The following is a 21,392-nucleotide window of genomic DNA, read 5'->3' on the forward strand; positions in this document are numbered from 1 at the left end:
CGGCTGTGGAAAGGGGGAACGGATGAGGTTCATCGGCGCTGGCACGCGGCCGGGGCAGCCGCAGATCCATCACGACCTGGTCTTCACCGTTCCCAACCTGCTGACCGTGGTCAGGTTCCTTGGCGTCCCGCTGTTTATCTGGCTGGTCCTCGCCAAGCAGGAGTACGGCACCGCCGCGCTGGTGCTGGCCATCATGGGCAGCACCGACTGGGTGGACGGCTACATCGCCCGCCGGTTCAACCAGATGTCCAAGCTGGGCCGCATCATGGATCCGATCGCGGACCGGCTGTCCCTCATTGCCGTCGCCGTGACCCTCGTGATCGCCGGTGTCGTCGAATGGTGGTACCTGACGGCCCTGCTCGTTCCGGACCTGGTGCTGCTCTCCATTTCGCTCTTCTATTTCCACAGCCACCCCGACCTGCCCGTGAGCCGGATCGGCAAAATCCGCACCGCGCTGCTGCTGGTGGGGACGCCGCTGCTGGTGTTGTCCAAGCTGCCCATTCCGGGGACGGATGCCTACTTCGTGGCTGCCTGGATCTTCCTGGGGCTGGGCCTGGTGGGGCACTGGATCGCCGCCTACAACTACTTCTGGGCCATCATCCGCAAGGGCAAAGAACTCAGGTCCCGCAACGTCGCCACCGCGAACCCCGGCGGTCGGCCCGCTCACGACGGCGGCGGCAGCAAGGCAAGCGGCACCAGCGACGGCGGCACTAACGACGGCGGCACTAACGACGGCGGCACTAGCGACGGCGGCCCGCGCTGATGGTCTGGTTGGCAGTTGTCCTGGCGGTGCTTGGCGCCTTCTTCCTGGCCTTCGGCGCCCAACGGCAGGGAAGCGCCGTCAAAGCGGACACCGGAGGCCTGGCGCTCAGCTCCCACGGGTTGCTCCGCCTGATCCGCAACCCGCGCTGGGTCCTCGGCCTGCTGCTGCTCTGCGTCGGCACGGCGATGAACGCCGTGGCACTCGTCTCGGCACCCCTCACCGTGGTGCAGCCGATCGGGGCGATTGCCCTGGTTATCACCACAATCATCAATGCCAAGGACCAAGGGCTCAGCATGAACCGGGCCACGGTCGTGGCCATCACCGCCTGCGTCACCGGATCGGCACTCTTCGTGGTGCTCGCCGTCAACGTCACGCAGGAAAACCACCACGTCAGCGGCTCGGACGAACTGACCATCGTGCTGTTGCTGGCCCTGGCCGTGGGCCTTTTCGGCACCCTGGCGCTGCTCTTCAGACACCGGATGAGCGCCTTTGTCTACATCCTCGGCGCCGGCGTGCTGTTCGGCTTCGTAGCCGTCCTGACCCGCATCATCGGCAAGCACCTGCTCGACCCGAACGGGCAGTTCCTGCTCAATGTGCAGTGGTACACGCTGGTCGCGATCGTGGCCGCCGGCGGCCTGGGCTCCTGGTTTGTGCAGAGCGCCTACTCCGGGGGACCACCTGACCTCGTGATCGCCGGCCTCACGGTCATCGACCCGATCATCGGCATCGCGATCGGCATCGTGATCCTGGGGGAACTGCGGCCCGACGTCCACGCCGTGACGGCGATTGCCATGGGCACGGCGGCACTCCTTGCTATCGTGGGAGTGATCGCTCTTTCCCGGCACCACCCCGAGGTCACCAAGCGCAAGAAGGACGCGCGAAAGGCCGCGGGACGGCTGTCCTAGGGCGGCGCCGCAGACTTCAGGCGCAGGCACCGCGCCAGCGCCCCCGGCCAGCCGGCCACTACAGCCCAGCTGACCGCACCGTGACCACCAGGAGCTATCCCCGTGACCATGCCCGAGAACGACCAACCCGACAAAAAGCTGACCATCCTGATCGCGGCGGATACCTACCCGCCGCACGTCAACGGTGCCGCGCAGTTCGGCTACCGTCTGGCGAAGGGCATGACGGGGCGCGGCCACGACGTCCACGTCCTGGCGTGCCGGCCCGGGAAGGGCAAGAGCTTCAGCGAGTTCCGTGACGAGGCCACCGTGCACCGCCTTCGCTCACACTCGGTACCCACCCACGAATACTTCAGGATCACCTTCCCGTGGGAAATCAAGAAGGAAATCAGCCTGCTGTTCGACCGGATCCAGCCGGACGTCGTGCACATCCAGAGCCACTACATGATCGGTGAACACGTCCTCTACGAGGCGATAAAGCGCGGCATCAGGATCGTCGCAACTAACCACTTCATGCCGGAGAACCTCAACCCGTTCCTGCCGTTCCCGCAGTGGTTCAAGGACATCGTGGGCCGCGTGTCCTGGCGCGACATGGGCAAGGTCATGGGTCAGGCCGACGTTGTCACGACGCCGACTCCGCTCGCTGCCAAGGCCATGCACCAGCACGCCTTCCTGCGTAAGGTGTTGCCGCTGTCCAACGGCATTGATGCCGCCGCCTACGAACTGAAGCCCGGCGAGGAAGCGGTGCACCATGCCAGCCCCACCGTGCTGTTCGTGGGCCGCCTCGCGGAGGAAAAGCACATTGATGTGCTGATCGACGCCGTTTCCAAGACCCCGGCCGCGCTGGACGTCCACCTGGAAATCGTCGGCGGCGGCGAGGTGCGGCCCGCCTTGGAGGCGCAGGTGCAGCGCCTCGGCCTGCAGGACCGGGTGAAGTTCCTTGGCCTGGCCAGCGACGAGGAGCTGCGCCGGGCTTACTTGGGCGCCGACCTGTTCTGCATGCCCGGCACGGCCGAGCTGCAGTCCCTGGTAACCCTGGAAGCGATGTCCGCGTCCACCCCGGTGGTGCTGGCCGACGCCATGGCCCTGCCACACCTGGTGCACGACGGCGAGAACGGCTACCTGTTCACGCCGAACGACAGCGGCGACCTGGCCGCCAAGATCGAACGTGTGCTGTCGTTGCCCGCCGACGAGCGGGCCGCCATGGGCAAAGCCAGCCGGAGCATGGTGGAAAGCCACAGCATTGAACGCACGCTCCAGACCTTCGAGGACATCTACCGGGGCGCCAGCTACGACGACCTCGTCGTCTAGGCGCACCCCGGCTGCGACGGTTGCCCCGAGCCAGGGCGACTACTATTGTTAGAGTGTTTTTGCCCGGAACGGTCCGGACCTCCGGGGCCCGGCCGTCCCGGCCCTTGGGGCTATAGCTCAGCTGGTTAGAGCGCGGGACTCATAATCCTAAGGTCCTCGGTTCAAGTCCGAGTAGCCCTACATCACAAGTGGAACGACCTGGACACCCGCCGTGTCCCCGGGGCCGCAGCAGGCGCGTACGACGCCGGCCGCGGCCCCTTTTTGCGTTCCCGTACCGCCCGGCACCCCCGTGCGGCCCGGCACCCCGTGTGCGTCCCGCCCGTCCGGCACCCCGCGTGCGTCCCGCCCGGCCCGCGCATCAGCGCCCGCACGAAGCGGAGCCACTTCCGGGCGTGTGCCGCGTCACTTGCCACCCGGCCAAATGCTGGGATATGTTACTGGTGAGTAACATCCCCGCGGCGCGACGCCCGCGCCCTTTTGGTCGCTGCTGATCACAAGTGAAGGAACAACATGTCCAAAGCTGCAATCGACGTCAACAACCTCCCCTACGCCGACGGTGACTTCTTCGCCTTCGAGCAGCTGCTCAGCGGCAAGGAGCGGGACCGGCTGGCGGAGGTCCGCGAGTTCCTGGCCCGCGAGGTCAAGCCGATCGCGGTGGATTGCTGGAACCGCGGCGAATTCCCGATGGAGCTGATCCCCAAACTGGCGGAGATCGACCTGGTCAGCCCGGTCAAGCGCCAGGGCTACTCCAACCTCTTCGCCGGCATCCTGCACGCCGAGGCCACCCGCGCGGACACCTCCATCGCCACCTTCCTGGGCGTGCATGACGGGCTTTTCACCGGCTCGATCGAGGCGCTCGCGTCGGAGGAGCAGCAGGAGGCCTGGCTGCCCGACATCTACTCGCTGAAGAAGATCGGTGCCTTCGGCCTGACCGAGCCCTTGGGCGGCTCCGATGTCGCCGGCGGCACGCGCACCACGGCCCGGCGTGAGGGCGACGGCTGGGTCCTCAACGGCGCCAAGCGTTGGATCGGCAACGCCACTTTCTCCGACTGGGTTGTCATCTACGCCCGGGACCTTGCCGACAACCAGGTCAAGGGCTTCCTCGTGGACACCAAGACCGAGGGCTACACCGCGACCAAGATCGAGAACAAGATCTCGCTGCGCACCGTGCAGAACGCCGACATCACCCTTGAGAACGTCGTGGTGCCGGACTTCTTCAAGCTGGCCAACGCCAACAGCTTCCGGGATACCAACAAGGTCCTCAAGGTCACCCGCCTGGCCGTCGCCTGGCAGGCCGTCGGCCAGCAACTGGCCGCGTTCGACGTCGCCCGCCGCTATGCGGTCGAGCGCAGCCAGTTCGGCCGCCCGATCGCCTCCTTCCAGCTGGTCCAGCACCAGCTCGTGCAGATTCTCGGCAACGCCGTCAGCTCGATGGGCATGATGGTCCGCCTGTCCCAGCTCGAGGATGCCGGCGAGGCCAAGGACGAGCAGTCGGCCCTGGCCAAGGCATTCACCACGGCGCGGATGCGCGAAAGCGTCGCCATCGGCCGCAGCCTGCTGGGCGGCAACGGCATCGTCACGGACTACGAGATGGCCAAGGTCTTCTCCGACGCCGAGGCGATCTACTCCTACGAAGGCACCCACGAGATCAACACCCTCGTGACCGGCCGGGCCATCACCGGGATCTCGGCCATCGTCTAGCCGCTCCGCGGCGGGCCCTGCACACAGGGCCTGCCCGCGCAGCACCCTTGCGGCCCTTCATCCGGAGCCGCCCTGTCCCGAACCGGGATTCACGGGCGGAAGCAGGATGGAGGGCCGCAGGTCCATCACGAAGGCCAGCGGATTGAGGTACTCGTCGCCGCGCCGCACGCCCCAGTGGATGCACGGCGTTCCGCCGCAGTGGCCGGGCAGCGCCCGTCCCAGCACCGACCCCTCGCCGACGGCATCACCGGTCCGCAGGGTGCTCTGGACAGGCTCGAAACTGCTCCGCAGGCCGTTGCCGTGATCGATGGTGACGACCGGGCGGCCCACCACAAAGCCCACGAAACTGACCTTGCCAGCAGCCGGCGCCGTGACCGGCGCGCCGTCGTACGCAGCGCGGAGGTCCACGCCGCGGTGGCCGCTGAGCCAGGGCCGGTCCGGCGGGTCGAAAACACGCAGCACGGACGGCCTGGGGGAGAGCGGCCAGCTCCAGCTGCCGGCCGCCGCCGGAGCAGCCGCCGGCGCCGCCGAAAGCGGGACCAGGGTGATCAGTAGTGCCATCAACTGTGCGGCCGGCGCATCGGAAACCTTCATGCCACCAGCTTTGGCTGGCCGGCCTGACCGGGGAAGTCCCCGGGGCGGCTATGTGGATATCCGCCCCGGATTCCAGGCGGGGTTCCAGCCCGGCTTTCCGCCCGGGTTCCCCTCGGATTACGGTCAGGATGCCTGCCCGGGACAGGTCCATTCCTGCGGGTCCGCTGTAGTACACTTGGTGGAGCAGTTTGCTGTGCCCTCATGCCTCCTTTTATTGATTTGGAGAGGCAGCACGTCTCATTCAGGAGTGCGGGAGCAGTGGCTGACTACGCGTATCCAGCCCTCCCTATCCGAAGCCCGGCTTCCGGGTGCGGAGGACTGCGCCTCTTACGGTCCGGCCCCAGGGTCCGGATGAGGGGTGCGGTGGATGCCAGGAGGAACACCCGCCTGGGTGTTGCTAAATAACCGTCAACTATTGGCAGGGTAAGAGAGCCCAGGGCTCTCTCATGAATGACCTGCCGGAAGGAGCGTCGGCATGCCCGTCGTAACTATGCGCCAGCTGCTTGACAGCGGCGTCCACTTTGGACACCAGACCCGTCGTTGGAACCCGAAGATGAAGCGTTTCATCTTCACGGAGCGCAACGGCATCTACATCATCGACCTGCAGCAGTCGCTGTCCTACATCGACCGTGCCTACGAGTTCGTGAAGGCCACCGTTGCACACGGCGGCACCGTACTCTTCGTCGGCACCAAGAAGCAGGCACAGGAAGCCATTGCCGAGCAGGCCACCCGCGTTGGCCAGCCCTACGTCAACCAGCGTTGGCTCGGCGGCATGTTGACCAACTTCCAGACGGTTTCCAAGCGCATCCAGCGCATGAAGGAACTCGAAGAGATCGACTTCGACGACGTCGCCGGTTCCGCTTACACCAAGAAGGAACTGCTGCTCCTTCGCCGCGAGCTGACCAAGCTGGAGACCAACCTCGGGGGTATCCGCAACCTGACCAAGGCGCCTTCGCTCCTCTGGGTTGTCGACACCAAGAAGGAACACCTCGCCGTTGACGAGGCTAAGAAGCTGAACATTCCGGTTGTGGCCATCCTGGACACCAACTGCGATCCGGACGAAGTCGACTTCCCGATCCCGGGCAACGACGACGCCATCCGCTCCGTCAACCTGCTGACCCGCGTTGTTGCCGACGCCGTTGCTGAGGGCCTCATCGCCCGCAACCAGCGCGCCACCGGCACCACGGAAGCTCCGGAAGAGCCGCTGGCCGAGTGGGAGCGCGAGCTCCTCGAAGGCAGCAAGGCTGAAGAGGCTGCCGCTCCGGCCGCCGCCGAAGCTGCTGCTCCGGAAGCCGCAGAGGCCCCGGCCGCTGAAGCCGCCCCGGCCGCTGAAGCCGCCCCGGCCGCTGACGCTGCCGAAGCTGCTCCGGCCGCCGACGAAGCCAAGTAGTCAGACAAATAAATCTGGATCTCCCCGCGCGCAGTCCGCTGCGTAAGGGGTACTGACAGGATGGCCGCTCACCGCAGGTGAGCAGCCGTCCTGTCAGTCCGTACACCACACAAATTTCTAGACAGAGGGGTTCACATGGCGAACTACACTGCCGCTGATATCAAGGCTCTGCGCGAGCGCACCGGCGCCGGCATGATGGATGTCAAGAAGGCTCTTGACGAAGCCAACGGTGACGCCGAGAAGGCCATCGAAATCATCCGCATCAAGGGCCTCAAAGGCGCTACCAAGCGTGAAGGCCGCTCCACCGCGGAAGGCCTGGTTGCTGCCAAGGTCGACGGCGGCGTTGGCGTGATGATCGAGGTCAACTGCGAGACCGACTTCGTCGCCAAGGCTGACAAGTTCATCCAGCTCGCCGACAAGGTGCTGGCTGTTGCTGTTGAGTCCGGCGCGGCCGACCTCGACACCCTGCTGGCCACCGACGTCGACGGCAAGCCGCTCTCCGAGGTTGTCGTCGAAGAAGGCGCCATCCTGGGCGAAAAGGTCGTCGTCCGCCGCATTGCCCGCATCGAGGCCCCGACGGTCGACGCGTACCTGCACAAGACCTCCAAGGACCTCCCGGCCCAGGTCGGCGTGCTGTTCGCCGTTGACGGTGAAGGTGAAGCTGCTGCCACCGCCGCCCACGACGTCGCCGTGCACATCGCCGCGATGGCCCCGAACTACCTGACCCGCGAGGACGTTCCGTCCGAGCTGGTCGAGTCCGAGCGCCGCATCGCCGAGGAAACCGCCAAGGCCGAGGGCAAGCCCGAGGCAGCGATGACCAAGATTGTGGAAGGCCGCGTTACCGGCTTCTACAAGGGCGAGGTCCTCGTTGACCAGGCATTCGCCAAGGATGCCAAGAAGTCCGTGGCGCAGGTCCTCGAAGAGGCCGGCGTCAAGGCAACCGCTTTCACGCGTTTCCGCGTCGGTTCCTAAGTAAGTCACGCTGAGGGGGTGGTCACTGCGGTGGCCACCCCTTTTGCATGCACCCGCAGGACGCGGGCTCCGGGGCGGAATGCATCCTTTGGCCCCCGGCACGATACCCTTTTTCAGAGCTCACCAACGGGAAGGCACCATGGATACCGTCAACAATTCAGCCCAGCCAAAGAAGACCAGGCGCCGCGTACTCCTGAAACTTTCCGGCGAGGTCTTCGGCGGCGGCAAACTGGGCGTTGACCCGGACACCGTCCGCGGGGTAGCCAAGCAGATCGCGGCCGCCGTCCCCGACGTCGAGGTCGCCATCGTCGTTGGCGGCGGCAACTTCTTCCGCGGTGCTGAACTCTCGCAGAGCGGCATGGACCGTTCCCGCGCCGACTACATGGGCATGCTCGGCACCGTGATGAACTGCCTGGCCCTCCAGGACTTCCTGGAGCAGGCCGGCGTGGAGACCCGGGTCCAGAGCGCCATCACCATGGGCCAGGTCGCGGAAGCCTACATCCCGCGCCGCGCCATCCGCCACATGGAGAAGGGCCGCGTCGTGATCTTCGGCGCCGGCGCCGGACTCCCGTACTTCTCCACCGACACCGTCGCCGCGCAACGCGCCATGGAGGTGCACGCCGACGTCGTCCTGATGGCCAAGAGCGGGGTCGACGGCGTCTACACCGCCGACCCGAAGAAGGACCCCTCCGCCGAGAAGCTGCACCGGCTCAGCTACGACGAGGCCCTGCGCCGCGATATCCGCGTCATGGACCAGACGGCCATGACCATGTGCAAGGACAACAACCTCACCATGGTGGTGTTCGGCATGGAGGGCGAAGGCAACGTCACCCGGGCCATCCGCGGCGAGGACCTCGGCACCGTGGTCACCCCTTAGCTGCGGCTAGGATATTTTTTAGGACAGTTCCGCTCCCCGGGTCATGGGGCGCGCACCAATTTCTGAGGAGAAAACGTGATCGAAGAAACCTTGCTCGAAGCCGGAGACAAGATGGACAAGGCGGTTGAGGTAGCCAAGGAAGACTTCGCCTCGATCCGTACCGGACGCGCCACGCCGGGCCTGTACAACAAGGTCCTGGTGGACTACTACGGCTCGCCGACGCCGCTCCAGCAGCTTGCCTCCTTCGCTGTGCCGGACGCCCGCACCATCCTCGTCACCCCGTTCGACAAGACCGCCCTGCGGGATATCGAGCGGGCCCTGAGCGACTCCGAGGTGGGTGCGAACCCGTCCAACGACGGCAACGTCATCCGGATCACCATCCCGGAGCTGACGAAGGAACGCCGCAAGGAATACGTCAAGATCGTCAAGGCCAAGGGCGAGGACGCCAAGGTGTCCATCCGCAACATCCGCCGCAAGGCCAAGGAAACCCTGGACAAGCTGGTCAAGGACGGCGAAGCCGGCGAGGACGAGGGAACCCGCGGCGAAAAGGAACTGGACGCGCTCACCAAGGCCCACGTCGACGGTATCGACGAGCTGCTCAAGCGCAAGGAAGCCGAGCTGCTCGAGGTCTGATGGGGGACGAACAGCAGGCCCCCGGACCGCGTGTCCGGGTGCGGGGGAAAGAGCGGAAAAATCCGACGCCCAAAGCCGGCAGGAACCTTCCTGCCGCCACGGCGGTTGGCCTTGCCATGCTCTTCGCCGTGCTGGGCGGCCTGCTGTTCCTGCCCCTGGCCTTTGTACTGACCGTCACCGCCTTCGCCGTTTTCGGCGTCTGGGAGGTCTTCCGTGCGCTGGAGGCCTCGGGCACCCGGCTGCCGATCATCCCCGCGATGACGGGCACCGTGGCGATGCCGCTCGCGGCCTACTTCGGCGGGCCTGAGAGCCTGCTGTTCGCCCTGCTGCTGAGCAGCGTCGCGGTCCTGCTGTGGCGCTCCCTGGAAGGCGCGGCCGGATCCGCCCGCAGCATCTTCGCCGGCGTCTTCACCATGGCCTGGGTGCCGTTCCTGATCAGCTTCGCCGTGCTGCCGCTCCACGCCTCCGGCGGCGTCACCCCGATCGGCCCGTGGCCCGGCGGGGTCGTGCCGATCGGGGCCTGGCAGATCGGCACCCTGCTGCTGCTGGTGGTTTCCAATGACACCTTCGGCTACCTCGTGGGTGCCTCCCTGGGCAAACATCCGATGGCCCCGAAGATCAGCCCGAAGAAGTCCTGGGAAGGCTTCGGCGGGTCAATCGCGGGGGCCGTGCTGGTCGGGGTGCTCGCCAGCATCTACGTGCTGGGCGAACCCTGGTGGTTTGGCGCTGCCCTCGCCGTGGGCATGGTCGCCGCGGCCACCGCCGGCGACCTGGCCGAATCCATGGTCAAACGGGAACTTGGCATCAAGGACATGAGCAGCATCCTGCCCGGCCACGGGGGAGTGATGGACCGCCTGGACTCGATCGTGTTCGCGTCCCCGGTGGCCTTTATGATCTTCTCCGCCGGCGCTGCCGGCTAACCCAGCGCCCCGCCCCCTCGGTGCCTAGAATGGTGCCGGGCAACTACGCCTGAAGTCGGCGCAACCAGAGCCGAACGGCATCGAAGGAAACATAGTTACAGTGGACATTCAACGGCAGATTCCGGCCTCCTTTGACCGCGTAGAGCGGAACCAGTACGGCTACAACGCCAAGCAGGTGGATCAGTTCCTGCAGCGCGCGCGGGTGTCGTTCGAGTCGCCCGACGCCGCGGGACGGTCGGTCAAGAGCGCCGACGTCCGGGCCGTCTCCTTCGACCCGGTCAAGGGCGGCTACTCGGCCGCCGGCGTGGACGCCGCCCTGGACCGCCTCGAGGACGCCCTGGCCCGGCGGGAACGCGACGAACTGATCGGGGAGCGCGGCGAGGAAGCCTGGCTTCGGGAGATCGGCCGGCTCGCCGGCCTGCTGCGGGGCCGCCTGCACCGCCCCGACGGGGAGCGCTTCCGCCGCCCCGCCAAGGCAAAGGTGCGCAGCTACAACACCGCCGACGTCGACGACCTGTGCCACGAGCTGATCGGCTACCTCGAGGAGGACCAGCCGCTCAGCGTGGACAACATCCGCCGCGCCGTCTTCCGTCCCGCCGTCGGGCGCGACGGCTACGAGGAAAGCCAGGTCGACGCGTTCCTGGACCGCGTCGTCGAACTCATGGCCGCCATCGACTGACGCGCCACACGCCGGTGCCCGACGCCGACGGCGGCTGACGCCTTACCGTTCGGTCGCGAGCGGCCGCTCCGGGGTGTGCAGCCTGGTCATCAGCCGGGTGATCGTCCGGGGAACGCGTCCCTGGGTAGCCCGGGACACCAGCACCATCACCGTGAAGGCGGCCGGGACCGTCCACGCGGCCGGCTGCGCGAGCCACGGCGGCGTGCCGGCGGCGCCCAGCACCGCGCCGGCCATCATGGAACCGCCGCAAAACACCGCCCCGGTGAGCATCCCGGCGATCGCGCCGGCATCGGTCAGCCCGCGCCACCATATGCCCAGGAGCAGCACGGGGCAGATGGTCGAGGCCGTAAAGGCGAACACCAGACCCACGCTCCCGGCCAACGCCGTGGAGTCCGTCATGGTCGCAATCCCCAGCGGCACCACCGCCGAAATCACGGCGGCGAGCCGGAAGCCGCGAACGCTGCCGCCCAGGACGTCCTGGCTGATCACGCCCGCCAGCGACACCACCAGGCCGGAGGTGGTCGAGAGGAAGGCCGCGAAAGCCCCCGCCACCACCAGGGCGGAGAGCAGGTCCCCGGCCGTTCCGCCAACCATGCGCCCCGGCAGCAGCAGCACCAGGGCGTCGGCCTGGCCGCTCTTCGCCAGGCCGGGGGCGAACGTCCGCCCGATCAGGCCGTACGCCGTGGGGAACAGGTAGAACACCGAGAGCAGTCCCAGCACAATCAGCGTGGTCCGGCGCGCCGACTGCCCGTCCGGGTTGGTGTAGAAGCGCACCAGCACGTGCGGCAGCCCCAGCGTCCCGAACAGCAGCGCCACCAGCAGTGAGATGTTCTGGTACGGGCCCGCCGGTGCCAGTGCCGTCGGGTTCACGGCCGCTTCGGCGACGGCGGGGGATCCGGTGCCGGCCAGGACGAACAGGATGAACAGCGCGGGAACGGCCAGGGCGGTCAGTTTCAGCCAGTACTGGAAGGCCTGGACGAAGGTGATGGACCGCATCCCGCCGGACACCACGGTCACGCAGACGACGGCGACCACGGCCACCTGCCCCACCCAGGCCGGCAGGCCTGTGGTGATCCGGATCGCCAGCGCCGCGCCGTGCAGCTGCGGCACGATGTAGAGCCAGCCGACCACCACCACCACGAAGCTCGTGACCCGGCGCACCGCCCGGGAATCCAGCCGGGCTTCGGTGAAATCGGGAATCGTATAGGCGCCGGAACGCCGCAGCGGGGCGGCGACGAACAACAACAGCATCAAATACCCGGCCGTGTAGCCGACCGGGTACCACAGGGCGTCGGTGCCGGAGAGCAGGATCAGCCCGGCGACGCCCAGGAAACTGGCGGCCGAGAGGTACTCCCCGCCGATCGCCGAGGCGTTCCACCAGGGCCGCACCGTACGGGAGGCGACGTAGAAATCCCCGGTGGTGCGAGAAACCCGCAGCCCGTAGAAACCGATCACGGCGGTGGCCAGCGAGACGGCCGCGAAGGCCGCGACCCCCACCACCGGATTCACCCGCGCCTCACTTGTCCCCGGCCAGATCGCGGTAACGGGACTCGTTCCGTGCCGCCGTCCGGACGTACAGCCAGGCACTCAGGCCGATCACCGGGTAGATTCCGGCGCCCAGCAGCACCCAGTCGAAGGGCAGCCCGGCGATCCGCAGCTCGGCCAGGCCCGGCACCAACCCGAGCATGAGGGCGAAGGCGAGCAGGATCAGCAGAAACCCGGCGGCCACCACAATGCCGAGCCGCAGCTGGGACCGGATCAGCGAGCGGACGAACACCTGCCCGGCGTCGGACTCCTCGGCGGCCTCGCGGGTGTCCGCGGCGGAGCGTCCGGCGGCCGCGCTGCCGGCCCTGACGCTGCGCGGTGCGGTGACACGGACCCGGGTCATGCCTGCGGCCGGATCCGGGTCGCCTCGAGTTTCTCCCGGACCGGCGGCAGGTGCCGGCGGCTGATCGGCAGTTCGGCCCCGGCCACGGTCACGCTCGGACGGGCCGCGGCCAGTTTCAGGTGGCTGACGTGGTTTAGGGCGATCAGGTAGGAACGGTGGATGCGCAGGAAACCGGCGTCGGCCCACTGCTGCTCGAGGTCCGCCAGCGGCACCCGGATGAGGTAGCTCGCGTCCGCGGTGTGCAGCCGGGCGTAGTCACCCTGCGCCTGGACGTAGGTGACGTCCTCGCGCCGGATCATCTTGGTGGTCCCGCCCAGGTCCACCGTAATCATCTCCGGCGCCGGAGCGCCCTCGCGGATCAGCTCGCTGATCCGGCCGATCGACCGGGCCAGCCGCTCGGCGCGGACCGGCTTGAGCAGGTAGTCGACGGCGGCCAGCTCGAACGCTTCCAGCGCGCAGTCCTCGTCGGCGGTGACAAAGACGACGGCGGGGGGCTTGGCGCTGCGGGAGATGACCCGGGCGATGTCCAGCCCGGAGAGCGCCGGCATGTGGATGTCCAGGAAGACGGCGTCGACCTCCTCGGCCTCCAGGGCGCGCAGCGCCTCGGCGCCGGAGGACGCGCGGTGGATGGCCCCGATCCGTTCGTCCCGGCCGAGCAGGAAGGCCAACTCCTCGACAGCGGGCAGCTCGTCATCGGCGACGAGGACGTTAATCATGGTTCAAGGGTACTGCCGCGCCGCAGGCTTCATCCGCCGTGCCGGTCTCAGGCGTCATGCCGCGGCTGGGACTTGGGTACCCGCATGGTGATCAGCGTGCCCTCGCCGGGCGCCGTCTCGATGACCAGGCCGTTGTCCTCGCCGTATACCTGCCGCAGCCGCGCGTCGACGTTGTGCAGGCCGACGTGTTCGCCGTCGCTGCGCCCGGCCAGGACGGCGCGCAGTTTCTCCGGATCCATGCCGACGCCGTCGTCCTCGATGATCACCTCGGCGAAGGCGCCGGAATCGTTGGCCGTGATGCTGATGTGGCCCGGGCCTTCTTTGGCCTCCAGCCCGTGCCGGACCGCGTTCTCCACCAGTGGCTGCAGGCTCAGGAACGGGATGACGGTGCTGAGCACCTCCGGCGCGATCCGCAGGCTCACCTGCACCCGGTCGCCGAAGCGCGCCCGCTCCAGGAGCAGGTACCGGTCAATGCACCGCAGCTCCTCGGCCAGCGTGGTGAAGTCCCCGTGCCGGCGGAAGGAGTAGCGGGTGAAGTCGGCGAACTCCACCACCAGTTCCCGGGCCCGGACCGGGTCTGTGTTGATGAACGAGGCGATTGCGTTCAGCGAGTTGTAGATGAAGTGCGGGCTGATCTGGGCCCGGAGCGCGCGGACTTCGGCCTCCATCAGCAGCGTCCGGGACGCGTCCAGCTCGGCCAGTTCAACCTGGGTCGCCACCCAGTCGGCCACCTCACTGGTGGCGCGCACCAGCCCGGCGCCGGCTGCCGGGGCGAAGGCCGCCACCACGCCCACCACCCGGGTGCCGGCCTTGATCGGGGCGATCACCACGGCCCGTTCCACACCGGGGGCCAGCGGCGCGGAGGCGTTGCCGTTGGCGAGCAGTTGCAGTTCTCCGGCCGGGATTACGGCGGTGTGGCCGCCCTCCAGCACTTTGGCGGCAAGGCCCATGAGGGCCGGTTTCAACTCCTCCGCAGCACCGTCCCAGGCCAGCACACCGGTGGTGTCGGTGATCGCCAGGGCGTCGCAGCCCAACAGGCTGCGCAGCTGCCGGCTCGCCTTGGCCGCCCCGGCCGGGTTCAGGCCGGTGCGCAGGTACTGGCCGGCACGCGAGGCAGCGTGCAGCGTCTTGTGCGTGGCGCGTTCCACGTCGGTGCCCAGCTCGCGGAAGGAACGCAGAACCTTGAGGCCAACGGCCACGACGACGGCGATCGCCAGGGCGATCACGGCGATCGCCGCGGCGGTGAACAGGGGAGAGTCCGGCATGCTGCCAGCGTAGCGCGGCAGGCCGTCTGTCGGCCGGGCAGCCGCGGTGAACGGCCTCATGGTGCCGTTGGGCGCAGCGTTTCGACCGTTGAGCGACAGGAAACACGGCGGTGCTGGAATGTAATACGCATCACGATGCACAGTGATTGCAGTCACACGTGCCGTGCGCATGTTTACCGGAGCCCGGGTACTTGCCGGGAGCCCCGGGGTAACGGGCGGTGGCTCGCCAGTCTCAATGAGGAGGAACGATGGGTCACGAAGCCCAAGAAACGGACGCACCGGCGTTCGTGGACTTCAAGGAAGTCCAATCCACGGAGCAGTTCCAGGAACTGCGTAAACGTCACCGCAGCTTTGTCTTTCCGATGGCCATCGCATTCCTGCTGTGGTACTTCGCCTACGTCCTGCTGGCCGACTATGCGGTGGGCTTCATGTCCACAAAGGTCTGGGGCAACATCAACATCGGCCTGATCCTGGGCCTGCTGCAGTTCGTCTCCACGTTCGCCATCACCGGCTGGTACGTCAGCTACTCGAACCGGAAACTGGACCCGATTGCCGCCGAGATCCGTCACGGAATCGAAGGCCACGAGTTCGACAAGCACGGCAACCGAGTGAGCGGAGAAGCGAAATGACTTTTATGGTTCCCGCGGTCAACGTTGCGGATCTCAAGGACACCACCCTGCTGAACATGGGCATCTTCGCCCTTTTCGTCGCGATCACCATGGTGATCGTCATCAGGGCCAGCCGAAACAATAAGACCGCGGCGGACTACTACGCTGCCGGCCGGTCCTTCACGGGCCCGCAAAACGGCACCGCCATCGCCGGCGACTACCTTTCCGCGGCTTCCTTCCTCGGCATCACCGGCGCCATCGCCATCAACGGCTATGACGGCTTTATGTACTCCATCGGCTTCCTGGTGGCCTGGCTCGTCGCGCTGCTCCTGGTGGCTGAACTGCTCCGTAACACCGGCAAGTTCACCATGGCCGACGTCCTTTCGTTCCGGCTCAAGCAGCGACCTGTCCGCATCGCTGCGGCCATCTCGACCCTGGCCGTCTGCTTCTTCTACCTGCTGGCCCAGATGGCCGGAGCCGGCAGCCTGATCTCGCTGCTGCTGGGCATCAGCGACTGGGGCGGACAGGCGCTCGTGATCATCGTCGTCGGCGCCCTGATGATCATGTATGTGCTGATCGGCGGCATGAAGGGCACCACGTGGGTGCAGATCATCAAGGCCATGCTTCTCATTGCCGGCGCGGCCGTCATGACCTTCTGGGTCCTGGCGATCTACGGCTTCAACCTCTCCGATCTGCTCGGCGGCGCGGTTGAAACCTCGAAAAACCCGGCCGTGCTTAACCCGGGCCTGCAGTATGGCAAGACCGAGACCTCCAAACTTGACTTCATGTCCCTGGGCCTTGCCCTGGTGCTCGGCACCGCGGCCCTGCCGCACGTGCTGATGCGCTTCTATACGGTTCCGACCGCCAAGGAAGCCCGCAAATCCGTGGTGTGGTCGATCTGGCTGATCGGTATCTTCTACCTGTTCACCCTGGTCCTGGGCTACGGCGCCGCGGCGCTGGTTGGTGCCGACACGATCAAGGGAGCCCCGGGCGGGGTGAACTCGGCAGCACCGCTGCTGGCCTTCCACCTGGGCGGACCGCTGCTCCTCGGCTTCATTTCCGCAGTGGCGTTCGCCACGATCCTCGCCGTGGTAGCCGGTCTCACGATTACCGCGGCGGCGTCCTTCGCGCATGACATTTATGCCAGCGTCATTGCGAAGGGCAAGGCCGACGCCGATACCGAGGTTAAGGTTGCCCGCCGCACGGTTGTCGTGATCGGTCTGCTCGCCATCATCGGCGGTATCTTCGCCAACGGCCAGAACGTCGCCTTCCTCGTGGCCCTGGCCTTTGCCGTGGCGGCCTCGGCCAACCTTCCGACCATCATCTACTCGCTGTTCTGGCGGAAGTTCACCACCCAGGGCGCCATCTGGAGCATGTACGGCGGCCTCGGCTCCGCCATCATCCTGATCGCGCTCTCCCCGGTGGTCTCCGGCGCCAAGACGTCGATGATCCCGGGAGCCAACTTCGCGATCTTCCCGCTGAGCAACCCCGGCATCGTCTCCATCCCGCTCGCTTTCTTCCTGGGCTGGCTGGGCACGGTCCTGGACAAGAAGCTCGAAGACACCACGAAGCAGGCCGAGATGGAGGTCCGCTCCTTGACCGGGGTGGGCGCCGAAAAGGCCACCAACCACTAGCCGCATGCCGGCCGGGCAAGGGCCGGCAGGGAACGACAACCCTGCTGGCCCGGGCGGCCGCAACTAACGAAGAGGAACCCCTGTGCATCAGCACGGGGGTTCCTCTGTGTGTGGCGGGGGTTGCCGCGTCAGCTGCTCAGGACTCCGCGGCGCCGCGTTCCAGCAGCGGCTGGATCCGGAACGGGATCAGTTCGCCCATGGCCAGGGCGGTATCGGTGCGGTCCACGCCGTCGCAGGCGAGGATCTTGCCGTTGATCCGGAACAGGTCCTCGGCGTCGAGGGCGACCACCCGGAGCAGCAGGTCCGCCGAACCGGTGAGGCCGTAGCCCTCCAGGATCTCCGGGATGCCGGCCAGCTCCACCGCCAGCTGGCCCAGCTTCTGCTGCTGGACGTGGACGGAGATGAAGGCCATCAGGGGATAGCCCAGGGCGGCCGGGTTGATGCGGCGTTCAAAGGAGAGGAAGACGTGCTTTTTCTCCAGCTGGGCCATCCGGGCCTGCACGGTATTCCGGGACAAGCCCAGCTTCTGGGCCAGCGCCACCACGGTGCGGCGGGGATCCCGTGCCATGGCCGAAAGCAGGCGGGTGTCAGTGCCATCCAAAGCTTGCATAATGCGCAACGTTAGCACGGTCACAAGATCGCACACAGGGCAGAATGCTCAATTTTTTCAATGGTGGTTGTACCCAATGCCAGTTGTGAGTAGGGTCACAATTATCCGGGGCAACGGCGCCCGGGTGGCCGTCGCGCGTAGGGATCACGAGTTCCGCGGGCAGGGTCAGACGACGTCAGAAGGTTGCGGACAAACTGTGTTTACCGACGACGCGGGCAAGGGCGGCATTGCCGCCGGCGGCCCCGGGAACAGTGCAGAATCAAACAGGCGCTCGGGCGGCGATCTCGTCCAGCTCATCACCCCGGGGGGTGAACGCATAAGCCATCCGGAATTCGACGCCTGGGTCCAGGACGTCAGCGATGAACAGCTCGCCTCGCTCTACGAGGACATGGTCGCGATCCGCCGGATCGACGCCGAGGCCACCGCCCTGCAGCGCCAGGGCGAACTGGCACTCTGGCCCCCGCTGCTCGGCCAGGAAGCGTCGCAAATCGGCTCGGCGCGCGCGCTCCGCGACGACGACTTCGTCTTCCCCAGCTACCGGGACAACGGCGTCGCCTACTGCCGCGGGGTGCGGCCGGCGGACATCGTGAAGGCCTGGCGCGGCAACGCCCTGGCCGGCTGGGATCCCTACACGGTGAACGTGGCGACGCAGCAGATCATTATCGGCGCGCAGTCGCTGCACGCCACCGGGTACGCGATGGGAATCCAGAACGACGGCGCCGACTCGGTGGCCGTGGCCTACTTCGGCGACGGCGCCACCAGCGAGGGCGACGTCAACGAGGCCATGGTCTTCGCGGCGAGTTTCCAGGCCCCGGTGGTGTTCATCTGCCAGAACAACCACTGGGCCATCTCCGAACCGGTGATGCTGCAGTCCCACATCCAGATCGCGGACCGCGCCTCAGGCTTCGGCATTCCGAGCATGCGCGTGGACGGCAACGACGTGCTGGCGGTCATGGCCGCCACCCGGATCGCCATCGACCGGGCCCGCCACGGCGGCGGGCCCACCTTCATCGAGGCCGTCACCTACCGGATGGGCCCGCACACGACGGCGGACGACCCCACCCGCTACCGGGACGCCAACGAGCTCGAGGACTGGGCCGCCAAAGACCCGATCGCCCGGCTCAAGACCCTGCTCGACCGCAAGGGCCTGCTCACCGCAGAGCTGGAGGCCGCCGTCGCCGCCAAGGCCGACGCGGTCGCCAAGGAACTGCGCTCCGGCACCATCAACATGCCGGAACCCCAGCCGCTGGACATCTTCAAGCACGTCTACAGCACCCCCAACTCCTCGCTGGAACGCCAGCAGGACCACTACACCCGTTACCTGGCTTCCTTCGGCTATCCCGCAGAAGCCGCTTCCGAAGAAGGTGCACGCTGATGACGCAGATGACCTTTGCCCGAGCCATTAATTCGGGCCTGCGCAAGTCCCTCGAAAACGATCCCAAGGTGATCCTGATGGGCGAGGACATCGGCACCCTCGGCGGTGTCTTCCGCGTCACCGACGGTCTGCAAAAAGATTTCGGAAAGCACCGCGTGGTGGACACGCCGTTGGCCGAATCCGGCATCCTCGGCACCGCCGTCGGCCTCGCCTACCGCGGCTACCGCCCGGTGGTGGAGATCCAGTTCGACGGCTTCATCTACCCGGCGTTCGATCAGATCGTCAGCCAGGTCGCCAAGATGCACTACCGCACCCAGGGCGCCGTCAAGATGCCCATCACCATCCGCGTCCCCTTCGGCGGCGGCATCGGCTCACCGGAACACCACTCCGAATCGCCCGAGGCCTACTTCACCCACACCTCGGGCCTGCGTGTGGTCAGCGTGTCCAACCCGCAGGACGCCCACACCATGATCCAGCAGGCCATCGCCTCGGACGATCCGGTGCTCTACTTCGAACCCAAGCGCCGCTACCACGACAAGGGCGAGGTGGACGAGTCGCTTGACCTCTCCGCCGCCCTGTCCATGGAGAAGGCACGCGTGGTCACCGACGGCACTGACGTGACCCTGGTCGCCTACGGCCCGCTGGTCAAGACCGCCCGCGACGCCGCCCTCGCGGCCGCTGATGAGGGCGTCTCCATCGAGGTGATCGACCTGCGCTCGCTGGCCCCGCTGGACTTCGCGACCCTGGAAGCATCGGTCCGGAAGACCGGGCGGCTCGTCATCACGCACGAGGCCAGCCAGACGGGCGGCCTCGGCGCTGAAGTGGCCGCCAGCATCACGGAACGCTGCTTCTACCACCTCGAAGCCGCACCCGTACGGGTGACCGGATTCGACGTCCCGTACCCGTATTCAAAGCTTGAACTGCACCACCTGCCGGGCCTGGACAGGATCCTCGACGGCGTCGACCGGGCCCTGGGCCGCCCCAACTCCCTGAGCGGGCTGGAAGGATGACCGCCACCATGATCAAGGAATTCCGGCTTCCGGACCTCGGCGAAGGCCTGACGGAATCAGAAATCGTCGCGTGGAAAGTCGGCGTCGGGGACACCGTCACGCTCAACCAGATCATCGCCGAGGTGGAAACCGCCAAGGCCGTGGTGGAACTGCCCTCACCGTTCGCCGGCGTCGTCACGGCGCTGCATGAACAGCCGGGCACGGTCGTGGAGGTCGGCAAGCCTATCGTCTCCTTCGAGATCGAAGGAGACGACGGCGCCGCTGATTCCGGCGACGCCCCCGCCAAGCGTGAACCGAACCTGGTCGGCTACGGCGCCGTGCTGGAAGGCTCCGGCCGTCCGGCGCGCCGCGCCCGCAGCTTCGTCGCTACGGCGGCCCCGGCGCCGGCCGAAGCAGCGGCTGCCGCACCCGCCGTCGAGCGGGCCCAGGCCCTGGCCCCGGCGGTTGTCCCGGCCGAGACCCCGGCTGCACCGGAGCCCGCCGGCGCGCACCCGGCCGAGCGTCCGCGCTCCACGCCGCCGGTGCGCAAGCTGGCCAAGGACCTCGGCGTCGACCTCGCAGCCATCACCGGCACGGGGGAGCGCGGGCTCATCACCCGCGACGACGTACGGAACTTCGTCGGCGGCGGCGACCTTCCGGTCGCACCCCAGGAACTGGCCGGCGGCCAGACCGTTGCGCCCTCGCCCGCGCAGGGCGAGCGGGAAACCCGGACCCCGATCAAGGGCGTGCGGAAGTTCACCGCCGCGGCCATGGTGTCCAGCGCCTTCACGGCGCCGCACGTCACCGAGTTCCTGACCCTCGACGTCACGCCCACCATGGAACTGCTGGGCCGGCTGAAGGCCAGCCGCGCCTTCGCCGGGTACAAGCTGACACCGCTGACCCTGGTGTCCAAGGCCGTGCTGATCGCGCTGCGCAACCACCCGACGCTCAACGCCCGCTGGGACGAAGCCAACCAGGAGATCGTCCAGTTCAACTACGTCAACCTCGGCATCGCGGCCGCGACGCCCCGGGGACTGACCGTTCCGAACATCAAGGACGCGGACCGGATGTCCCTGCTGGAGCTTTCCACGGCGCTGACCGAACTGACCGAGACCGCGCGGGCCGGCAAGACGGCCCCGGCGGACCTTTCCGGCGGAACGATCTCCATCACGAACATCGGCGTCTTCGGCATCGACGCCGGCACGCCCATCCTCAACCCGGGCGAGGCCGCCATCCTGGCGCTCGGCGCGGTGCGGAAGATGCCGTGGGAGTACCAGGACGAGGTGGCACTGCGCCAGGTGATGACGCTGAGCCTCTCCTTCGACCACCGGCTGGTCGACGGCGAACAGGGTTCCCGCTTCCTGCAGGACCTGGGCGCCATCCTCGCCGATCCCGGCATGGCCCTGGCGATGGTCTAGCCGTTTCGGATAGAAGGCCCGGCATCCATCCTCGGGATGGGTGCCCGGCCTTTTGCCGTCCGGGGGCACTTTGAGGCCCGTATTCGACGGCGGGGCGCTGGATGTCGGCGTGTCCGTGCCAATGTTCCCCCGGAGCGCGGCCGGTGT

20 protein-coding genes, 1 tRNA gene and 1 pseudogene are annotated in these 21,392 nt (G+C 67.3%); 16 read left to right on the forward strand and 6 right to left on the reverse strand.

Annotated elements, in window-relative coordinates; translation table 11 throughout:
• Nucleotides 1-22: 22 nt before the first annotated feature.
• The 5 genes and pseudogenes from AC1MBE_RS15260 to AC1MBE_RS15280 form a co-directional block, all read left to right on the forward strand.
• A pseudogene (locus AC1MBE_RS15260) lies at nucleotides 23-625 on the forward strand (CDP-alcohol phosphatidyltransferase family protein); the annotation flags it as partial.
• Nucleotides 626-762: 137 nt separating this feature from the next.
• Nucleotides 763-1,668 carry a DMT family transporter gene (locus AC1MBE_RS15265; protein WP_479779388.1) on the forward strand — a complete coding sequence of 302 codons (906 nt, stop codon included), beginning with the start codon at nucleotides 763-765 and terminating at the stop codon, nucleotides 1,666-1,668.
• Nucleotides 1,669-1,776: 108 nt separating this feature from the next.
• Complete coding sequence (locus AC1MBE_RS15270) at nucleotides 1,777-2,976, forward strand: glycosyltransferase (RefSeq protein WP_479782645.1); 1,200 nt, start codon at nucleotides 1,777-1,779, stop codon at nucleotides 2,974-2,976.
• Nucleotides 2,977-3,082: 106 nt separating this feature from the next.
• Nucleotides 3,083-3,156 (forward strand) — tRNA-Ile (locus tag AC1MBE_RS15275).
• A gap of 330 nt (nucleotides 3,157-3,486) precedes the next feature.
• Nucleotides 3,487-4,677, forward strand: a complete 1,191-nt coding sequence (locus AC1MBE_RS15280; protein WP_479779390.1) for an acyl-CoA dehydrogenase family protein — start codon at nucleotides 3,487-3,489, stop codon at nucleotides 4,675-4,677.
• A 57-nt stretch (nucleotides 4,678-4,734) separates the two neighbouring features.
• On the opposite strand, the gene AC1MBE_RS15285 is transcribed toward AC1MBE_RS15280, so the two are convergent.
• Nucleotides 4,735-5,271 carry a murein hydrolase activator EnvC family protein gene (locus AC1MBE_RS15285; protein ID WP_479779392.1) on the reverse strand — a complete coding sequence of 179 codons (537 nt, stop codon included), beginning with the start codon at nucleotides 5,269-5,271 and terminating at the stop codon, nucleotides 4,735-4,737.
• A 475-nt stretch (nucleotides 5,272-5,746) separates the two neighbouring features.
• Between AC1MBE_RS15285 and rpsB the strand changes: the two genes are divergently transcribed.
• The 6 genes from rpsB (at nucleotide 5,747) to AC1MBE_RS15315 (ending at nucleotide 10,742) form a co-directional block, all read left to right on the forward strand.
• Nucleotides 5,747-6,661: a 30S ribosomal protein S2 gene (rpsB, locus tag AC1MBE_RS15290; protein ID WP_479779394.1), complete on the forward strand. Its 915-nt coding sequence runs from the start codon at nucleotides 5,747-5,749 to the stop codon at nucleotides 6,659-6,661.
• Between the two features lie 135 nt (nucleotides 6,662-6,796).
• Nucleotides 6,797-7,633 carry a translation elongation factor Ts gene (gene tsf / locus AC1MBE_RS15295; RefSeq protein ID WP_441419319.1) on the forward strand — a complete coding sequence of 279 codons (837 nt, stop codon included), beginning with the start codon at nucleotides 6,797-6,799 and terminating at the stop codon, nucleotides 7,631-7,633.
• A gap of 139 nt (nucleotides 7,634-7,772) precedes the next feature.
• A complete protein-coding gene (gene pyrH, locus AC1MBE_RS15300; protein WP_146335261.1) occupies nucleotides 7,773-8,510 on the forward strand; it encodes a UMP kinase in 738 nt (245 codons plus the stop codon).
• A gap of 75 nt (nucleotides 8,511-8,585) precedes the next feature.
• Nucleotides 8,586-9,143, forward strand: coding sequence for a ribosome recycling factor (gene frr, locus AC1MBE_RS15305; protein ID WP_479779396.1), 558 nt, complete (start codon nucleotides 8,586-8,588; stop codon nucleotides 9,141-9,143).
• Nucleotides 9,143-10,063, forward strand: a complete 921-nt coding sequence (locus tag AC1MBE_RS15310) for a phosphatidate cytidylyltransferase (RefSeq protein ID WP_479779398.1) — start codon at nucleotides 9,143-9,145, stop codon at nucleotides 10,061-10,063. Before frr ends, AC1MBE_RS15310 begins: the two co-directional genes overlap by 1 nt.
• 100 nt (nucleotides 10,064-10,163) lie before the next feature.
• Complete coding sequence (locus AC1MBE_RS15315) at nucleotides 10,164-10,742, forward strand: DivIVA domain-containing protein (RefSeq protein WP_346959262.1); 579 nt, start codon at nucleotides 10,164-10,166, stop codon at nucleotides 10,740-10,742.
• A gap of 42 nt (nucleotides 10,743-10,784) precedes the next feature.
• Here the strand turns inward: AC1MBE_RS15315 and AC1MBE_RS15320 are convergent, their stop codons facing one another.
• From AC1MBE_RS15320 to AC1MBE_RS15335, 4 genes are read right to left on the reverse strand one after another with little or no spacing between them, the layout of a single operon-like run.
• Nucleotides 10,785-12,251, reverse strand: a complete 1,467-nt coding sequence (locus AC1MBE_RS15320; protein ID WP_479779400.1) for a sodium/solute symporter — start codon at nucleotides 12,249-12,251, stop codon at nucleotides 10,785-10,787.
• Between the two features lie 7 nt (nucleotides 12,252-12,258).
• A complete protein-coding gene (locus AC1MBE_RS15325) occupies nucleotides 12,259-12,630 on the reverse strand; it encodes a hypothetical protein (protein WP_346959264.1) in 372 nt (123 codons plus the stop codon).
• Nucleotides 12,627-13,346 carry a LytR/AlgR family response regulator transcription factor gene (locus AC1MBE_RS15330; protein ID WP_346959265.1) on the reverse strand — a complete coding sequence of 240 codons (720 nt, stop codon included), beginning with the start codon at nucleotides 13,344-13,346 and terminating at the stop codon, nucleotides 12,627-12,629. Before AC1MBE_RS15330 ends, AC1MBE_RS15325 begins: the two co-directional genes overlap by 4 nt.
• Before the next feature lie 47 nt (nucleotides 13,347-13,393).
• A complete protein-coding gene (locus AC1MBE_RS15335) occupies nucleotides 13,394-14,611 on the reverse strand; it encodes a sensor histidine kinase (RefSeq protein WP_479779402.1) in 1,218 nt (405 codons plus the stop codon).
• 248 nt (nucleotides 14,612-14,859) lie between these two features.
• Here AC1MBE_RS15335 and AC1MBE_RS15340 point away from each other — a divergent pair, with 248 nt between their 5' ends.
• Together AC1MBE_RS15340 and AC1MBE_RS15345 are read left to right on the forward strand one after the other, a co-directional pair.
• On the forward strand, nucleotides 14,860-15,240 hold the full coding sequence (locus AC1MBE_RS15340) for a DUF485 domain-containing protein (RefSeq protein WP_346959267.1): 381 nt from the start codon (nucleotides 14,860-14,862) through the stop codon (nucleotides 15,238-15,240).
• Nucleotides 15,237-16,853 carry a solute symporter family protein gene (locus tag AC1MBE_RS15345; protein ID WP_479779404.1) on the forward strand — a complete coding sequence of 539 codons (1,617 nt, stop codon included), beginning with the start codon at nucleotides 15,237-15,239 and terminating at the stop codon, nucleotides 16,851-16,853. Before AC1MBE_RS15340 ends, AC1MBE_RS15345 begins: the two co-directional genes overlap by 4 nt.
• Before the next feature lie 136 nt (nucleotides 16,854-16,989).
• Here AC1MBE_RS15345 and AC1MBE_RS15350 read toward each other — a convergent pair whose 3' ends face one another.
• Complete coding sequence (locus tag AC1MBE_RS15350) at nucleotides 16,990-17,463, reverse strand: Lrp/AsnC family transcriptional regulator (protein WP_346959269.1); 474 nt, start codon at nucleotides 17,461-17,463, stop codon at nucleotides 16,990-16,992.
• A gap of 196 nt (nucleotides 17,464-17,659) precedes the next feature.
• Between AC1MBE_RS15350 and pdhA the strand changes: the two genes are divergently transcribed.
• From pdhA to AC1MBE_RS15365, 3 genes are read left to right on the forward strand one after another with little or no spacing between them, the layout of a single operon-like run.
• Complete coding sequence (gene pdhA, locus AC1MBE_RS15355; protein ID WP_479779405.1) at nucleotides 17,660-18,838, forward strand: pyruvate dehydrogenase (acetyl-transferring) E1 component subunit alpha; 1,179 nt, start codon at nucleotides 17,660-17,662, stop codon at nucleotides 18,836-18,838.
• Nucleotides 18,838-19,848, forward strand: coding sequence for an alpha-ketoacid dehydrogenase subunit beta (locus AC1MBE_RS15360; protein WP_479779407.1), 1,011 nt, complete (start codon nucleotides 18,838-18,840; stop codon nucleotides 19,846-19,848). Before pdhA ends, AC1MBE_RS15360 begins: the two co-directional genes overlap by 1 nt.
• Nucleotides 19,845-21,245 carry a dihydrolipoamide acetyltransferase family protein gene (locus tag AC1MBE_RS15365; RefSeq protein ID WP_479779409.1) on the forward strand — a complete coding sequence of 467 codons (1,401 nt, stop codon included), beginning with the start codon at nucleotides 19,845-19,847 and terminating at the stop codon, nucleotides 21,243-21,245. The genes AC1MBE_RS15360 and AC1MBE_RS15365 overlap by 4 nt, the downstream gene beginning before the upstream one ends.
• Nucleotides 21,246-21,392: the final 147 nt, after the last annotated feature.

Source organism: Arthrobacter sp. BG5, assembly GCF_056680155.1.

Bases quoted from the DNA above. Each gene is read 5' to 3' on its own strand.
- tsf (WP_441419319.1), top strand. From the start codon at position 6,797: ATGGCGAACTACACTGCCGCTGATATCAAGGCTCTGCGCGAGCGCACC.
- AC1MBE_RS15325 (WP_346959264.1), bottom strand. From the start codon at position 12,630: ATGACCCGGGTCCGTGTCACCGCACCGCGCAGCGTCAGGGCCGGCAGC.
- AC1MBE_RS15270 (WP_479782645.1), top strand. From the start codon at position 1,777: ATGCCCGAGAACGACCAACCCGACAAAAAGCTGACCATCCTGATCGCG.
- AC1MBE_RS15360 (WP_479779407.1), top strand. From the start codon at position 18,838: ATGACGCAGATGACCTTTGCCCGAGCCATTAATTCGGGCCTGCGCAAG.
- AC1MBE_RS15280 (WP_479779390.1), top strand. From the start codon at position 3,487: ATGTCCAAAGCTGCAATCGACGTCAACAACCTCCCCTACGCCGACGGT.
- AC1MBE_RS15335 (WP_479779402.1), bottom strand. From the start codon at position 14,611: ATGCCGGACTCTCCCCTGTTCACCGCCGCGGCGATCGCCGTGATCGCC.
- rpsB (WP_479779394.1), top strand. From the start codon at position 5,747: ATGCCCGTCGTAACTATGCGCCAGCTGCTTGACAGCGGCGTCCACTTT.
- AC1MBE_RS15345 (WP_479779404.1), top strand. From the start codon at position 15,237: ATGACTTTTATGGTTCCCGCGGTCAACGTTGCGGATCTCAAGGACACC.
- AC1MBE_RS15340 (WP_346959267.1), top strand. From the start codon at position 14,860: ATGGGTCACGAAGCCCAAGAAACGGACGCACCGGCGTTCGTGGACTTC.
- AC1MBE_RS15350 (WP_346959269.1), bottom strand. From the start codon at position 17,463: ATGCAAGCTTTGGATGGCACTGACACCCGCCTGCTTTCGGCCATGGCA.
- AC1MBE_RS15265 (WP_479779388.1), top strand. From the start codon at position 763: ATGGTCTGGTTGGCAGTTGTCCTGGCGGTGCTTGGCGCCTTCTTCCTG.
- pyrH (WP_146335261.1), top strand. From the start codon at position 7,773: ATGGATACCGTCAACAATTCAGCCCAGCCAAAGAAGACCAGGCGCCGC.
- AC1MBE_RS15330 (WP_346959265.1), bottom strand. From the start codon at position 13,346: ATGATTAACGTCCTCGTCGCCGATGACGAGCTGCCCGCTGTCGAGGAG.
- AC1MBE_RS15365 (WP_479779409.1), top strand. From the start codon at position 19,845: ATGACCGCCACCATGATCAAGGAATTCCGGCTTCCGGACCTCGGCGAA.
- AC1MBE_RS15285 (WP_479779392.1), bottom strand. From the start codon at position 5,271: ATGAAGGTTTCCGATGCGCCGGCCGCACAGTTGATGGCACTACTGATC.
- AC1MBE_RS15310 (WP_479779398.1), top strand. From the start codon at position 9,143: ATGGGGGACGAACAGCAGGCCCCCGGACCGCGTGTCCGGGTGCGGGGG.